The sequence below is a fragment of the Pseudomonas sp. GW821-FHT02B10 genome (assembly GCF_059421865.1).
Genome location: NZ_JBWKVU010000007.1, coordinates 101,994 through 116,248, shown reverse-complemented (window position 1 = coordinate 116,248; position 14,255 = coordinate 101,994). Strand labels below are relative to the sequence as shown.

The window sequence follows — 14,255 nt, the reverse complement described above, 5'->3', positions numbered from 1 at the left end:
GCGATCGAGGACGCAGTCCTCGCAAGATCAGCCATTGCGTCGTTTCGGTCACACCTCATGTATCGGGTTCGTGGCCGTTTCGTGGCAATGCCGCCCAAGCCGATCGCAGCCTTCGGCGGCTACAGGTGAGTCACTTCAAGCCTAGCCTCTTGGCCATGCGCCCCAGGTTGGCGCGGTCCAGGCCCAGCTCGCGGGCGGCGCTGGCCCAGTTGTGCTGGTGGCGCTCAAGGCAGGCACTGATCAGTTGGCGCTGGTAGTTTTCGGTGGCCTGCCGTAGATCGCCGGTGCCGGGAAGGTCGGCCATGGCCGTCGCAGCCGGGGGCTGGGGCGTGAGCGGCGCCGAGGCGTCCGGCAGGTCCAGGTCGGCGGCGCTCAGGCTGAGGATCTTCGGTCGTTCGCGGCAATTGCCCAGGGCCTTGAGGGCGCTGCGGCCGATCAGGTGTTCCAGCTCACGCACGTTGCCCGGCCAGGCGTAGGCCAGCAGCGCCGCCTGGGCATCGCTGGTCAGGCGCAGGCTGCCCAGGCCCATGCGCGAGCGATTCTGTTCGAGGAAGTAGCCGCTGAGCAGCAGCACATCGCGGCCGCGGTCGCGCAGGGCCGGCACCAGCAGCGGGTAGACGCTGAGGCGGTGATAGAAGTCCGCGCGATAGCGGCCGCTGCGCACTTCTTCGGCCAGGTCGCGGTTGGTGGCGGCGATCAGCCGCACGTCGACCTGATGTTCCTGGTCCGACCCCAGGCGTTGCAGCTGGCCGCTTTGCAGCACGCGCAGCAGCTTGGCCTGCACGGTCAGCGACAACTCGCCCACCTCATCGAGAAACAGCGTGCCGCCATTGGCCAGCTCGAATTTGCCGCGGCGGTCGTTGGTGGCGCCGGTAAAGGCGCCCCGCACATGGCCGAACAGTTCGCTTTCCACCAGGGTATCGGGCAGGGCGGCGCAGTTGAGGCTGATGATCGGTTTGTCGGCACGGGGCGAGGCGGCGTGGATGGCCTGGGCCACCAGTTCCTTGCCGACCCCGGTTTCACCGGTGATCAGCACCGTCAGGTCGCTGCCGCCGACCAGGCCGATTTCCTCCAGCAGGCGTTTGTGGGCTTTGCTCTGGCCGATCATCTCGCGGTTCTGGCCGCTGGCCTGGCGATAGACCTCGGCGCGCTGGTGTTCGTCTTCGGCGCGCAGGGCCAGGCGCTCGATGCGCTCGGCGGCGTTGACGGTGGCCGCCGCCAGGCTGGCGAATGCCTGCAGGGCATCCAGTTCGATGGGTTCGAAGCTCTGCGGGTCGAGGGCATCCAGGGTCAGCAGGCCCCAGGGGCGCTCGTCGATAAACAGCGGGCAGCCCATGCAGTCGTGGACTTCCAGGTGTTCGTGCAGGCCATCCACCAGGCCGTCGTAAGGGTCCGGCAACTCGCTGTCGCTGGCGAAGCGGGTAGGGCCGGGGTGGCTGAGCAGGGCGGCGAAACGCGGGTGTTCGCTGACCTTGAAGCGTCGACCCAGGGTGTCGGTGCTCAAGCCGTCCACCGCCAGCGGCACCAGCCATTCGCCATCCAGGCGCAGCAGCGCGGCGGCGTCGCAGGGCAGCAGGGCGCGCATGGCTTCCAGCAGGCGGCGGTAGCGTTCGCCTTCGGGCAGTTCGCGGGACAGGTCGGAGACCAGGGGCAACAAGGCGGTGAGCAGGGATTTTGCGGTCATAATGACTCCGTATGGTCTTAATGACTATAAATGCGGCTTTGTCGATATGACTACATGTATTTTAAATAATTGATTTATATAGGTTTTATTGTTGGCACGAAAACTGATTGGTAAAGGGCAACCTGCAAGTAGTCAGAAAGCTCAGGAGTTGTACTTATGCTTAGCGTCGAAGATCGTGCCATCATCAAATCCACCGTTCCGTTGCTGGAAAGCGGTGGCGAAGCCCTGATCACCCACTTCTACCGGATGATGCTCTCCGAGTATCCGCAAGTGCGCCCGCTGTTCAACCAGGCGCACCAGGCCAGCGGCGACCAGCCTCGGGCCCTGGCCAATGGCGTGTTGATGTACGCCCGGCACATCGACCAGCTCGACCAATTGGGCGACCTGGTGGCCAAGATCATCAACAAGCACGTGGCCCTGCAGATCCTGCCGGAGCATTACCCGATCGTCGGCAGTTGCCTGTTGCGCGCCATTTCCGAAGTGCTGGGCGAAGAGATCGCCACGCCGGCGGTGATGAACGCCTGGGGCGCGGCCTATAACCAGCTGGCGGACATCCTGATCGGTGCCGAAGGCGCGATCTACGACCAGAAGGCCCAGGCCCCGGGCGGCTGGCGTGGTGCGCGGGAGTTCAAGCTGGTCCGCCGCGAGCAGGAGAGCGCGGAAATCACCTCGTTCTATTTCGAGCCTGTGGATAACGGCCCGATTCTCGCCGCCGAGCCGGGTCAGTACATCGGCATGCAGCTGTTCCTCGAGGGTGAGGAAATCCGCCGCAACTACTCGCTGTCGGCCCTGTCCGACGCCGGCCAATACCGTATCAGTGTCAAGCGCGAGGCCGGTGGCCGCGCTTCCAACTACCTGCACGACCAGCTGCAGATCGGCGCCAGCATCCAGCTGTTCCCGCCGGCGGGCGAATTCACCCTGGCGGACAGCGACAAGCCGCTGGTGCTGATCAGTGGTGGCGTCGGCATCACCCCGACCCTGCCGATGCTTGAAGCCGCGCTGGCCACCGAGCGTCCGGTGCACTTTATCCACTGCGCGCGCAACGGCGGGGTGCATGCGTTCCGCGATTGGGTCGACGGCCTGGCCGCGCGTCATCCACAACTCAAGCGCTTCTACTGCTACGCCGAAGACGACGGCGTCAGCCCGGCGGCGGACAAGGTCGGCCTGCTGAGCCAGGAGCAACTGGCCGAATGGTTGCCACAGGAGCGTGACCTGGACGCCTACTTCCTCGGCCCGAAAGCCTTCATGGCGGCGATCAAGCGCCACCTCAAGGCCCTGGGCGTACCGGAAAAACAAAGCCGCTACGAGTTCTTCGGCCCGGCCGCGGCGCTGGAGTAACCCCACCGGCCAGCCTCCGCCCGGAGGCTGGCCTCTTCGCAGCCTGCGATCGAGCGCGCAGCGCTCGCAATGCTTTCCCCCGAGTACTCAAGCAAACCGCAAGCTCAGGCCTGGCGGTCGCTGCGCAACCGATCGCAGGCTGTGCCAGCGGCTACAAGGGCGCACTCGTAAAAATCCTTTAAAGGTTAATCCGTTCTTAACCTGTTTATCGTTAATTCCCCGATGCTGATGATAGGCGCTCGTTCGCACTGATCAGGATCATCCCATGCAACTCTCAGCCATTTCCCGTATCACCCTGGCCGCGACCCTGCTCGCCAGTCCCCTGGTTTTCGCCGAGCCGGCCTTGCTCCAACCGCAGACCCTGATCGTCGATCAGAGCCTGCCCAAGGCCCAGCGTGAAGCCATGGAGCTGGCCGCGCGGCGCTACGGCAGTTTCTGGAACAGCGGCGATGAAAGCCTGGCCAGGGCCGCGCTGGCGGAGAATTTCGTCGATATGACGCCGCCTGCAGGGCGGGTCCAGGGGCCGACGGGGCCGCTACTGGCGTCGCGGTTCTTTCGCACGGCGGTGCCGGACCTGAGCGCAGACATCGAGCAGATGATCGTGGCCGGGGATCGGGTGGTGCTGCACCTGCATTTTCGCGGGCACTTCAGCGGGACCTTCAATGCACTCAAAGGTCATGGTCAGCGTGTAGACTTCCGGGCAACCGACATCTATCAGATCGCCGATGGCCGGATCACCGCCAATTGGCATATCGAAGACAACCTCAGCCTGATGCAGCAGTTGCAAACGCTACCGTCGGGTTGAGCCACAGACAGAAAGGAATTGAGGATGACTGACGACACACTGCGTTTGGGGCGCGAGCGACGTTTTCTGGTGTTGCTGGGGGTGATCTGCCTGGCGCTGATCGGCGGCGCGCTGTACATGCAGGTGGTGCTGGGCGAGGCGCCTTGCCCGTTGTGCATCCTGCAGCGCTACGCGTTTCTGCTGATCGCGATTTTCGCCTTCATCGGCGCGGCCATGCGCAGCCGTCGCAGCCTCACCGTGCTGGAAGCGCTGGTAGTGATCAGCGCGCTGTTCGGGGCGGCGGTGGCGGGGCATCACGTCTACACCCAGGCCCATCCCGCGGTCAGCTGTGGCATCGATGTGTTGCAGCCGATCGTCGACAGCCTGCCGCTGGCGACCGTCTTCCCGCTGGGGTTCCAGGTCGATGGCTTCTGCTCCACGCCGTACCCGCCGGTGCTGGGCCTGTCCCTGGCGCAGTGGGCGCTGGTGGCCTTTGTGCTGACCCTGGTGCTGGTGCCGCTGGGCATCATTCGTAACCGTCGCCAGAGCGCCTGACCCGGCGCAAAAAAGCCCCGGTCCCGATGTTCGGGGCCGGGGCTTTTTTGCGTGTAGGACAATGTGTGAAGGGGGCGTGATATGGGGCAATCGGATGCGCGATAAAAGTGCGACATGTTGTCACATGGCGGTGTCGCAGCTGTGTTTCAGAGGATGACGTCGAGACGATTTTTCTTGCGCCAGGAACGAAAAAAGTCTGTCAGTTCGTGTCGGCGCGGTGAACGGCCAGGCAAGCATAGCCTGCTATCTAAATAAATCGGTTCAGCCCTCGTTTTACAAGGGGTAGCGCGATGCCATCGGTGGATTTTGTACGGGTGAAAGGCGCCTTTTTCGACTTGGCTGGAAGGCGTTTTTGGGGCTTTTTATTGCGAATGAATCTCGATATGATCGCGACCCGTTGCAATAATCGCCACGCATTGTTGCGCGAGCCGATAAAAATTATTTCGGGATAAGACATGGTTTATAAAACGCTACATATCTACAATCGCCCGCACTGAATTTCCGGCGCTGCTCACCCCTGAGCATACGGCGGCGGTCGAGGGGCGTTGGACGCTCCATGCGACCCCAGGTGTCGGCACCTTCCAAATATCCGCACCAAATGGAATTGGTCTGTAAAAGGCCTTTGACCACGAATTCGAATAAGAACTCACTGCTAGCCCAGGATTTGTCAAACAACGCGTAACGCGTCGGGCAGGCCCTTATTCAATCGAAGAAAAAATGCCAACCCTTGGCACGGTGAAGTGTTGGCGATCAAAACCCAACTGCATGGCGCAAGCTGCTTTAGAGGTCGTGAGATGAGTAAAAACAGGTACCCCCGATTACTAGGCTTTTTGCCGCTGCTTGGCATGATGTTAATGCTGGGAGGCTGCAAGTGGACCTTGCTCGACCCGAAGGGACAGGTCGGTCTGGATGAGCGAAACCTGATCATCACCGCTACCCTGCTGATGCTGCTGGTCGTGATTCCGGTGATCGTGATGACCTTCGCGTTCGCCTGGAAATACCGCGCGTCCAACACCAACGCGACCTACGCGCCCAAGTGGTCGCACTCCACCAAGATCGAAATCGCGGTGTGGCTGGTCCCGATCCTCATCATCATTGCCCTGGGTTATGTGACCTACAAGTCCACCCACGCGCTGGACCCGTATCGTCCGCTGGAATCCGACGTCAAGCCGATCAACATCGAAGTGGTCGCGCTGGACTGGAAGTGGCTGTTCATCTACCCGGACCAGGGTATCGCCACTGTTAACCAGATCCGGTTCCCGGAGCACACTCCGCTGAACTTCAAGATCACCTCCGACGCCGTGATGAACTCGTTCTTCATCCCTGCCCTGGGCGGCCAGATCTACGCGATGGCAGGCATGCAGACCAAGCTGCACCTGATCGCCAACCAGAAAGCTGAAATGGAAGGCATCTCCGCTAACTACAGTGGCGCTGGCTTCACCGGCATGAAATTCAAAGCGATCTCGACGAGCCAGGAAGATTTCGACGCCTGGGTAGCCGAAGTCAAGGCCGCACCTAAACAGCTTGATCAAGCTGAATACGAAGCCCTTGCCAAGCCAAGCCAGAACAACCCTGTCGCGCTGTACTCCTCGTACACGCCGGACCTGTTTCAGAAAATCGTCGACAAGTATGAAGGCATGAAACCAGGCGCACCGGTCAAGCACGAGAAGAAAGAAGTGGCCGCTGTGGAAGGGACTGACATGAGCTCGCATTCAGCTGCTGGGGCAGAGGAGTAAACGATGTTTGGTAAATTAAGTCTGGACGCGATACCGTTCCACGAGCCGATTGTCATGGTGACCGTTGCCATGATCATCCTCGGTGGTCTGGCGCTTGTCGCGGGTATCACGTACTTCAAGAAATGGTCCTACCTGTGGACCGAATGGCTGACTTCGGTCGACCACAAGAAAATCGGCGTGATGTACATCATCGTCGCCATGGTCATGCTCCTGCGCGGCTTCGCCGACGCGATCATGATGCGTACCCAGCTGGCCATGGCCACCGAGGGTTCGCCGGGCTACCTGCCTCCTGAACACTATGACCAGATCTTCACCGCCCACGGTGTGATCATGATCATCTTCATGGCGATGCCTTTCTTCACCGGCCTGATGAACCTTGCAGTGCCGCTGCAGATCGGTGCGCGTGACGTTGCCTATCCGTTCCTCAACTCCCTGAGCTTCTGGCTGCTGGTTTCCGGCGTCGTGCTGATCAACCTGTCCCTGGGCGTCGGCGAATTCGCCAAGACCGGCTGGGTTGCGTATCCGCCGCTGTCGGGCCTGCAATACAGTCCGGGCGTGGGTGTCGACTACTACATCTGGGCACTACAGCTATCAGGGCTAGGGACGACGCTGACGGGGGTCAACTTCCTGGCCACCGTGCTGAAAATGCGTACCCCGGGCATGAAGATGATGGACATGCCGATCTTCACCTGGACCTGCACCTGGGCCAACGTGCTGATCGTGGCTTCGTTCCCGATCCTGACCGCTACCCTGGCACTGCTGACCCTCGACCGTTACATGGATTTCCACATTTTCACCAATGAACTTGGTGGCAATCCAATGATGTACGTGAACCTGTTCTGGGCCTGGGGTCACCCTGAGGTGTACATCCTGATCCTGCCGGCGTTCGGTATCTTCTCCGAAGTCATCTCGACCTTCTCGGGCAAGCGCCTGTTCGGCCACCACTCGATGATCTACGCTTCCGGCGCGATCTCGGTACTGGGCTTCATGGTCTGGCTGCACCACTTCTTCACCATGGGTTCGGGGGCCAGCGTCAACGCCTTCTTCGGCCTGGCGACCATGCTGATTTCCATCCCGACGGGGGTGAAGCTGTTCAACTGGCTGTTCACCATCTACCACGGCCGTCTGCGTATCACCAGCCAGGTCCTGTGGACCCTCGGCTTCATGGTGACCTTCGCTATCGGCGGCATGACCGGCGTACTGCTGGCCATCCCGGGTGCCGACTTCGTCCTGCACAACAGCCTGTTCGTGATCGCGCACTTCCACAACGTGATCATCGGTGGTGCCGTGTTCGGCTACATCGCCGGTTTCAGCTTCTACTTCCCGAAAGCGTTCGGCTTCAAGCTGCACGAAGGCTGGGGCAAGGCGGCATTCTGGTTCTGGATCTCGGGCTTCTTCGTCGCGTTCATGCCGCTCTATGCACTGGGCTTCATGGGCATGACCCGTCGTCTGAACGCCACGACCAACCCTGAGTGGGTGCCGTACCTGTACGTCGCCATGTTCGGTGCGGTGATGATCGCCATCGGTATCGCCTGCCAGCTGATCCAGCTGTACGTCAGCGTGCGTGATCGCAAGCAGAACCAGACCGTTTCCGGCGACCCGTGGAATGCCCACACCCTGGAGTGGTCGACTTCGTCGCCACCGCCGTTCTACAACTTCGCCGTACTGCCGAAGGCCAATGGCATCGACCCGTTCACCGAAGCCAAGGAAAACGGTACCGCGTACCAGAAGCCTGCTCGCTACGAACCGATCCACATGCCGAACAACACCGCCACCGGCCTGGTGATGGGTGCTCTGTTGACCGTCTTCGGTTTCGCGATGATCTGGCACATCTGGTGGCTGGCGATCGCTAGCCTGGCCGGTACCGTGATCTATTTCGTGATCCACGCGGCTCGCGATGATCAAGGCTACATGGTGCCGGTCGACGTGATCGAACGCATCGAAGCCGAGCAGCACGCTCGCCTGGTAGCCGAGAAGAAGATTCCGGCCAACCGTGTAGAAACCTCGTTGGAACAGGCTTAAACCATGTCGAACTTAGTGACCAATGCTGGACACACCCATGTCGATGACCATGGGCACGATGACCATCACCACGACTCGGGCGAGATGACCGTATACGGTTTCTGGCTCTACCTGATGACCGACTGCATTCTGTTTGCGTCGATCTTCGCGGTGTACGCGGTACTGGTAAACAACGTAGCGGGTGGCCCGTCGGGCCACGACATCTTCGAACTGCCTTACGTGCTCGGCGAAACCGCCTTGCTGCTGTTCAGTTCGATCACCTACGGCTTCGCCATGCTGGCGTTCTTCCGGGGCAACAAGAAGCAGGTCCTGGGCTGGCTGGCCCTGACCTTCCTGTTCGGCCTGGGCTTCATCGGCATGGAGATCAACGAGTTCCACCTGCTGATCTCCGAAGGCTACGGCCCTAGCCGCAGTGGCTTCCTGTCCGGGTTCTTCACCCTGGTCGGCACCCACGGTCTGCACGTGACCGCCGGCCTGATCTGGATGGCGATCATGATGTATCAGGTCAACAAGCACGGCCTGACCGCAACCAACAAGACCCGCCTGAGCTGCCTGAGCCTGTTCTGGCACTTCCTGGACGTGGTCTGGATCTGCGTCTTCACCGTTGTTTACCTGATGGGGACTATGTAATGGCTAATGCACACTCCCATGACAGCCATGATGCGGGCCACGGCAGCGTAAAGTCGTACGCCATCGGCTTCATCCTGTCGGTGATCCTGACGATCATCCCGTTCGGCCTGGTGATGTACCCGACCCTGCCGAAATCCATCACCCTGATGATCGTGCTTGCCTTCGCGGTGATCCAGGTCCTGGTTCACCTGGTGTACTTCCTGCACCTGGACCGCTCCGAGGCCCAGCGTAACAACGTGATCGCGTTCGTCTTCGCTGCCCTGGTGATCGTCCTGCTGGTTGGTCTGTCGTTGTGGATCATGTTCAGCATCCACACCTACATGATGGCGAAGTGAGGTAAGACCCGATGTCGCTCAAGCACTTTATCCAAATCACCAAACCGGGGATCATTTTCGGTAACGTGCTTTCTGTGGCGGGCGGTTTTTTCCTGGCCTCCAAGGGACATGTCGATCTGGCCATCTTCCTGGCCGCGATGATCGGCACGTCCCTGGTGGTGGCTTCCGGTTGCGTGTTCAACAACTGCATCGACCGTGACATCGACCTGAAGATGGAACGCACCAAGAACCGTGTGCTGGTCCAGGGCCTGATCTCCCTGAAAGTGGCACTGGTCTACGCGACTCTTCTGGGTGTCGCCGGCGTTGCGTTGTTGTACAAGGTGGCCAATCCGCTGGCGGCGCTGTTCGCCGTGATCGGCTTCGTCATCTACGTCGGCTTCTACAGCCTGTACCTCAAGCGCAAGTCGGTGCACGGCACGCTGGTGGGCAGCCTGTCGGGGGCGATGCCGCCGGTGATCGGTTACGTGGCCGTGAGCAACAGCTTCGACATGGCCGCGCTGACCCTGCTGGTGATGTTCAGCCTGTGGCAGATGCCGCATTCCTATGCCATCGCGATCTTCCGCTTCAACGATTACCTGGCCGCATCGATTCCGGTGCTGCCAGTGAAGCGCGGCATCCTGGTGGCCAAGAAGCACATCCTGCTCTACATCCTGGCGTTCCTGGTGGCGACCCTGATGCTGACCTTCAGCGGGTATGCCGGCATGAGTTACCTGGCCGTCGCGGCCGCGATGGGCATGTACTGGCTGTACATGGCCTGGACCGGCTACAAGGCGGTGGACGACACCGTCTGGGCGCGCAAGCTGTTCGTGTTCTCGATCTTCACCATCACCGCGCTGAGCGTGATGATGTCCCTGGATTTCAAGGTACCGAGCGAGCTGCTGCTGACCTACGCGCCATAAGCTGCAAACGCTATGAAAAAGCCCCGCCTTCGAGAGAAGCGCGGGGCTTTTTTATTGAGTGTCAGTCAGTGGGCTGTTTAAATATTCAAATGACTCTATTCATGCAGGAAGCAGAATGATGAAGAAAAAAGCCGTTGTCGTATTCAGTGGCGGGCAGGACTCGACGACCTGTCTGATCCACGCATTGCCGCTCTATGATGAAGTGCACTGCATTACCTTTGATTACGGTCAGCGCCACCGCGCGGAAATAGAAGTGGCGCAGCAACTCGCGAAGCAATTGGGGGCAACAGTCCACAAAGTGCTGGATGCTTCGCTACTCAATGAATTGGCGATCAGCAGTCTCACTCGGGACAATATCCCGGTTCCCACGGTGAACAGTTCAGGCGAAAGCCTGCCCAGCACTTTCGTTCCGGGAAGAAATATTCTGTTTCTGACCCTGGCCTCTATCTATGCCTACCAGGTAAAGGCTGAAACGGTCATTACCGGGGTATGTGAAACGGACTTCTCCGGCTATCCCGATTGCCGCGACGAGTTTGTAAAGGCCTTGAACAAGGCCGTCGAGTTGGGCATGGAATACCGCCTGCGCCTTGAGACTCCGCTGATGTGGCTGAACAAGTCGGAGACCTGGGCGCTGGCGGATCATCACCATCAGTTGAGCCTGGTTCGCGAGCAGACCCTGACCTGCTACAACGGCGTTATTGGCAGCGGTTGTGCCAATTGCGATGCATGCAATCTTCGTAGCAGAGGGCTGAATGATTATCTGGGGAACAAGGCAGCAGTCATGAGCAGCTTGAGAAGCAAGATGAACTTGCAATGAAGGCTTGATCGACCGTCTCAATGGAATTCAACACTGCATCTGCCTGCTGGATGAGTGTTGAATCCATCAGCTTGAGCCAAGCGTGGTCGTACTATTTTGCCTGGCTGTCCGTTATGTATTTCTTGAACAGTGACCTTGCTCCATAGGCAGGCAAGATGTTGAAGAAGGCAAAACATACCTTGATCGCGATCTGCACATAAATCATGTTCAGGATGTCGTTGTTCTCCATCGAGCCGTAAAAGGCAATGTAGCAAAACACGAAGCTGTCAATAATGACCGCGAACAGCGTGCTCAAGAATATCCGCAGGAACAGGAATCTGGAGTTGGTCAGCTCTTTTATCTTGCACAGCAAGTAAGAGTTTATGTTTTCCGAAACCAGGAACGAGACCGAAGACGCCACCAGCACGGATGACACATGAATGATGACGTCGTTGTACGGGGTGTCGAGCTTCCAGCCCGGCAGGCCGGGAAGAAAGGTCGAGCCATACAGAAGGACGATAATCATGGCGTTGCTGGCGAAGGCAAAGAAGATCGCTTTTCTTGCCAACCTGAGGCCAAAGTTCTCGTTCAACAGGTCAACGATCAGGAAGGTCAGAGGGTAAAGAAAGGTACCCGGAGTGATAATGATGCCAAGTGATTCTAGATAAATGGGCTTGGTGGCGGCAATGCTGGTGAATATATAAAATGTAAAGAGCAATAGATTCAGGATGATATAAATCATCCATGAGCTTTCGTGGCGGTCGTTCAGGTCGTATGCAGTAAGTGCTCCTCCTTGGGAGTAGAACTTCTTGTAAATGTTTTTAACTTCCATTTTGTTCAGGTTTTCCATTATTTCGCTGTTAAGCACTTCGCTTAATTTGATCTTTATGACTTTGCCTGTGGCGATGATCATGATCACGGCCAGGTTCTTGTTGTTTTCAAAGCCCAGAAGTTTGTATTTGCTGTTCTCGAGTTCGCCTTCATAAGCTGCCATTGAATCGCTCCTCGATGATGTCACCCACCACAAATACTCGATCTGAGTCGGAGCATGGCTCATTGATGATGAACAGCTTTTTTGTCTGCCTGTCGTAAACCAGTTTTTCCTTGTCGTCGGTCGACGTTGCCTTTTGAATGATCAACAGGTCACCGGCCTCGTACAGGCCCTTGATCTCATTCTCGAGCAGCACCGCTATCAAGTTGTAGGATGCGCCGAAGTAATAAGTCAGTGGGTGAAGTATGGCCAGTTCGCCAATCCGTTTGTCCATGTTGATCATCAGCAGGCTTTCCTTGAGGATCGGAACCGCCGCCGGGTTCATGTTTCCTTGTGGGGAAATACTGCTGTCGATGATCTCCTTCTCTTCAAAATCGACGGTTTCTATTTCTTCATAGGAGACACCGAAGAAATCGGAGATTTTGCGAATGGTGGATTGCTGTACGTTGCTGACCTTGCCTTCCAGGATGTTGTAGATGGTCGTTCGGGTCAGGCCGCTGGCATTGCACAAAGACAGTTGCGTCTCGCCGCGACTTTTTATCAGGTATTTGATGTTGCTCTTCAAATACTCTGTTCTTTCTCTTCTGTGCATCAAATGCTCACCATTTCCTTATAGTCGTCACGCATAGGGTCTTTCATGGAATGCGTGCCGTGCATGACATTCAACTGCTCGACGCCAAAGGTGAGAACAGTCGGATGGATGCGGCTAGAGCTTGTCGGGTTCTTTCGTGGCCTGTACCAACTCGCTAGCACTCCTTTAGCCAGCCTGCATCCATCCTGGGATATTTCGCTGTCGGTATGGGGCGCGCTCGGAATTGTCGGGAGGGTCCGGACCGGAGGCGCCGCGGCGGCAAGTGTTGCATGTCCCAGTCATGACAATAAAGCCCCGAAACTTCCGGTGCCCTGGCCTCGATTGATGAACATTCGGCGGCAACGCAAATCTGCTGTCCCCTCCTGATTCTCGGAAAAGAAGCATTTTGTTTGGAAAATGTTTAATTCTTTGATTAATTAGCGGCTCGCGAACGTTAAATCAGGAAGCGTGCTGTCGTTCGTGGCACGCAAATGACAAGGAAGGAATACCGAACGATGGCAGCTTATACAGCACCACTGAGGAACCAGGCCGACCTGCTGCGACGAGGTTTGGCGGATCTGCGGGCAGAAGACGCCGAACTGGCTGGGATCCTGGACGCTGAAGTCAGGCGTCAACACCGCACACTGTCCCTGGTTTCATCTTCCTGCGCGGCCAACCCTCGAATCCTCGCGGCGTCTGCCTCGGCACTGGTCAATGTCACCGCCGAGGGCATACCAGGCAAGCGCCATCATGTCGGCTGCGAGAACGTCGATCTGGTCGAGTCCCTGGCGATTCGCAGGGCGCGGGAGCTGTTCGGGGCGCAATATGCCAGCGTACAGTCGCATTCCGCCTCCAACGCCAACTACCAGGTGCTTGCTGCCCTGCTCGAGCCCGGGGACACCATTCTCGGCATGGCCCTCGATCATGGCGGGCACCTGACCCACGGCAGTCCTGTTGCATTCACGGGCACTAACTACAAGGCGATCCGCTACGGCACCACATCGCAGGGCGTGATCGATTACGCAGAGGTACGCCATCTGGCGCTCGCCCATCGTCCGCGCATCATTATCTGCGGTGCGACGGCCTATTCTCGGGTCGTGGACTTCCAACGCTTTCGCGCTATTGCCGACGAGGCCGGGGCCATCCTGCTGGCGGATATCTCTTATATCGCCGGGCTGGTCGCAACGGGTCGACATCCAAGCCCGATCGACGTGGCGCACGTCACCACCGCGTGTACCCACAAGCAGCTCGCGGGGCCTCGTGGCGGCCTCATCCTTTCCGGCCGGGATGCCGACACCAAGGTTCCCGGCCTGAGGGCGAGCTTCAGTCGTGTCCTTGAACAAGCGGTATTCCCCGGGATGCAGGGCTCGCCGGCGGTCAACATGATCGCCGCCAAGGCGGCTGCGCTGGGCTACGCGATGACCCCGGAGTTCGACGCCTACATGGGACGGATTCGCAGCACGGCCGATGCAATGGCCAGCGCATTCATGGCACAGGACTACGAAGTTGTGGGCGGGGGGACGGAGAACCACACGATTCTGCTCAGGCTGCGTGGTGGGGTTAGCGGTTCGATTGCCGCCTCGGCACTGGAGCGATGCGGCATCATCGTGAGTAAAAACCGCGCACTGGGGGAAACCCGATCCTCATTCGTCGCCAATGGCTTGTGTATCGGCACGGGCTCCATCGCCCAACGCTACATCGATCCCCAGGGCTGTCGTGAAGTCGTCGAACTGGTCTGCCGGATACTGGACAAGGTGACGCCCCTCAGCGAGCAGAAGTACCGCCTGGAGCCTGAGTTGCAGGAACAGTTCCGTCTTCAGACCGAGGCTTTGTGCGCGATGTATCCCATCGCCGATTACCGGGGCAACTGAGGGGGCCCCGGCCTTTGATTCGTAGGAGCCAGCCGGCGGAAGG

Annotated in this window: 13 protein-coding genes; 10 read left to right on the top strand and 3 right to left on the bottom strand. The window is 58.8% G+C overall.

Features of this window, described 5'->3' with window-relative positions; genetic code table 11:
- Positions 1 to 130 precede the first annotated feature (130 nt).
- Positions 131 to 1,684 carry a nitric oxide reductase transcriptional regulator NorR gene (gene norR / locus AC07VU_RS16915; RefSeq protein ID WP_274304565.1) on the bottom strand — a complete coding sequence of 518 codons (1,554 nt, stop codon included), beginning with the start codon at positions 1,682 to 1,684 and terminating at the stop codon, positions 131 to 133.
- Positions 1,685 to 1,840: 156 nt separating this feature from the next.
- On the opposite strand from norR, the gene hmpA reads away from it, so the two are divergent.
- From hmpA to queC, 9 genes are all read left to right on the top strand, one after another.
- The gene (gene hmpA, locus AC07VU_RS16910) at positions 1,841 to 3,022 is read left to right on the top strand and encodes an NO-inducible flavohemoprotein (RefSeq protein WP_009045495.1); all 1,182 of its coding nucleotides are present in this window, start codon (positions 1,841 to 1,843) and stop codon (positions 3,020 to 3,022) included.
- Positions 3,023 to 3,287: 265 nt separating this feature from the next.
- The gene (locus AC07VU_RS16905; protein ID WP_101339012.1) at positions 3,288 to 3,827 is read left to right on the top strand and encodes an ester cyclase; all 540 of its coding nucleotides are present in this window, start codon (positions 3,288 to 3,290) and stop codon (positions 3,825 to 3,827) included.
- Positions 3,828 to 3,851: 24 nt separating this feature from the next.
- The gene (locus tag AC07VU_RS16900; RefSeq protein WP_110176128.1) at positions 3,852 to 4,361 is read left to right on the top strand and encodes a disulfide bond formation protein B; all 510 of its coding nucleotides are present in this window, start codon (positions 3,852 to 3,854) and stop codon (positions 4,359 to 4,361) included.
- Between the two features lie 794 nt (positions 4,362 to 5,155).
- Entirely contained in the window at positions 5,156 to 6,097 is a 942-nt protein-coding gene (gene cyoA, locus AC07VU_RS16895) for a ubiquinol oxidase subunit II (RefSeq protein ID WP_007929698.1), read from the top strand.
- A 3-nt stretch (positions 6,098 to 6,100) separates the two neighbouring features.
- Positions 6,101 to 8,119 carry a cytochrome o ubiquinol oxidase subunit I gene (cyoB, locus tag AC07VU_RS16890; RefSeq protein WP_007929700.1) on the top strand — a complete coding sequence of 673 codons (2,019 nt, stop codon included), beginning with the start codon at positions 6,101 to 6,103 and terminating at the stop codon, positions 8,117 to 8,119.
- Between the two features lie 3 nt (positions 8,120 to 8,122).
- Positions 8,123 to 8,749 (top strand): cytochrome o ubiquinol oxidase subunit III, encoded by a 627-nt coding sequence (locus AC07VU_RS16885; RefSeq protein WP_007929702.1) that lies wholly within the window; start codon positions 8,123 to 8,125, stop codon positions 8,747 to 8,749.
- The gene (gene cyoD / locus AC07VU_RS16880; protein ID WP_007929704.1) at positions 8,749 to 9,084 is read left to right on the top strand and encodes a cytochrome o ubiquinol oxidase subunit IV; all 336 of its coding nucleotides are present in this window, start codon (positions 8,749 to 8,751) and stop codon (positions 9,082 to 9,084) included. Before AC07VU_RS16885 ends, cyoD begins: the two co-directional genes overlap by 1 nt.
- 11 nt (positions 9,085 to 9,095) lie before the next feature.
- The gene (gene cyoE / locus AC07VU_RS16875; RefSeq protein ID WP_007929705.1) at positions 9,096 to 9,983 is read left to right on the top strand and encodes a heme o synthase; all 888 of its coding nucleotides are present in this window, start codon (positions 9,096 to 9,098) and stop codon (positions 9,981 to 9,983) included.
- Positions 9,984 to 10,101: 118 nt separating this feature from the next.
- Positions 10,102 to 10,800, top strand: a complete 699-nt coding sequence (gene queC / locus AC07VU_RS16870; RefSeq protein ID WP_101339482.1) for a 7-cyano-7-deazaguanine synthase QueC — start codon at positions 10,102 to 10,104, stop codon at positions 10,798 to 10,800.
- Between the two features lie 91 nt (positions 10,801 to 10,891).
- On the opposite strand, the gene AC07VU_RS16865 is transcribed toward queC, so the two are convergent.
- Positions 10,892 to 11,773: a queuosine precursor transporter gene (locus tag AC07VU_RS16865; RefSeq protein WP_007929709.1), complete on the bottom strand. Its 882-nt coding sequence runs from the start codon at positions 11,771 to 11,773 to the stop codon at positions 10,892 to 10,894.
- Positions 11,760 to 12,362, bottom strand: coding sequence for a helix-turn-helix transcriptional regulator (locus AC07VU_RS16860; protein WP_101339010.1), 603 nt, complete (start codon positions 12,360 to 12,362; stop codon positions 11,760 to 11,762). The genes AC07VU_RS16865 and AC07VU_RS16860 overlap by 14 nt, the downstream gene beginning before the upstream one ends.
- 494 nt (positions 12,363 to 12,856) lie before the next feature.
- On the opposite strand from AC07VU_RS16860, the gene glyA reads away from it, so the two are divergent.
- A complete protein-coding gene (gene glyA / locus AC07VU_RS16855) occupies positions 12,857 to 14,212 on the top strand; it encodes a serine hydroxymethyltransferase (RefSeq protein WP_277589558.1) in 1,356 nt (451 codons plus the stop codon).
- The last annotated feature ends 43 nt before the right edge of the window (positions 14,213 to 14,255 follow it).

What these genes read in the sequence shown, in the direction of transcription:
- norR (WP_274304565.1), bottom strand. Translation starts at nt 1,684, where the DNA reads ATGACCGCAAAATCCCTGCTCACCGCCTTGTTGCCCCTGGTCTCCGAC.
- hmpA (WP_009045495.1), top strand. Translation starts at nt 1,841, where the DNA reads ATGCTTAGCGTCGAAGATCGTGCCATCATCAAATCCACCGTTCCGTTG.
- AC07VU_RS16905 (WP_101339012.1), top strand. Translation starts at nt 3,288, where the DNA reads ATGCAACTCTCAGCCATTTCCCGTATCACCCTGGCCGCGACCCTGCTC.
- AC07VU_RS16900 (WP_110176128.1), top strand. Translation starts at nt 3,852, where the DNA reads ATGACTGACGACACACTGCGTTTGGGGCGCGAGCGACGTTTTCTGGTG.
- cyoA (WP_007929698.1), top strand. Translation starts at nt 5,156, where the DNA reads ATGAGTAAAAACAGGTACCCCCGATTACTAGGCTTTTTGCCGCTGCTT.
- cyoB (WP_007929700.1), top strand. Translation starts at nt 6,101, where the DNA reads ATGTTTGGTAAATTAAGTCTGGACGCGATACCGTTCCACGAGCCGATT.
- AC07VU_RS16885 (WP_007929702.1), top strand. Translation starts at nt 8,123, where the DNA reads ATGTCGAACTTAGTGACCAATGCTGGACACACCCATGTCGATGACCAT.
- cyoD (WP_007929704.1), top strand. Translation starts at nt 8,749, where the DNA reads ATGGCTAATGCACACTCCCATGACAGCCATGATGCGGGCCACGGCAGC.
- cyoE (WP_007929705.1), top strand. Translation starts at nt 9,096, where the DNA reads ATGTCGCTCAAGCACTTTATCCAAATCACCAAACCGGGGATCATTTTC.
- queC (WP_101339482.1), top strand. Translation starts at nt 10,102, where the DNA reads ATGAAGAAAAAAGCCGTTGTCGTATTCAGTGGCGGGCAGGACTCGACG.
- AC07VU_RS16865 (WP_007929709.1), bottom strand. Translation starts at nt 11,773, where the DNA reads ATGGCAGCTTATGAAGGCGAACTCGAGAACAGCAAATACAAACTTCTG.
- AC07VU_RS16860 (WP_101339010.1), bottom strand. Translation starts at nt 12,362, where the DNA reads ATGCACAGAAGAGAAAGAACAGAGTATTTGAAGAGCAACATCAAATAC.
- glyA (WP_277589558.1), top strand. Translation starts at nt 12,857, where the DNA reads ATGGCAGCTTATACAGCACCACTGAGGAACCAGGCCGACCTGCTGCGA.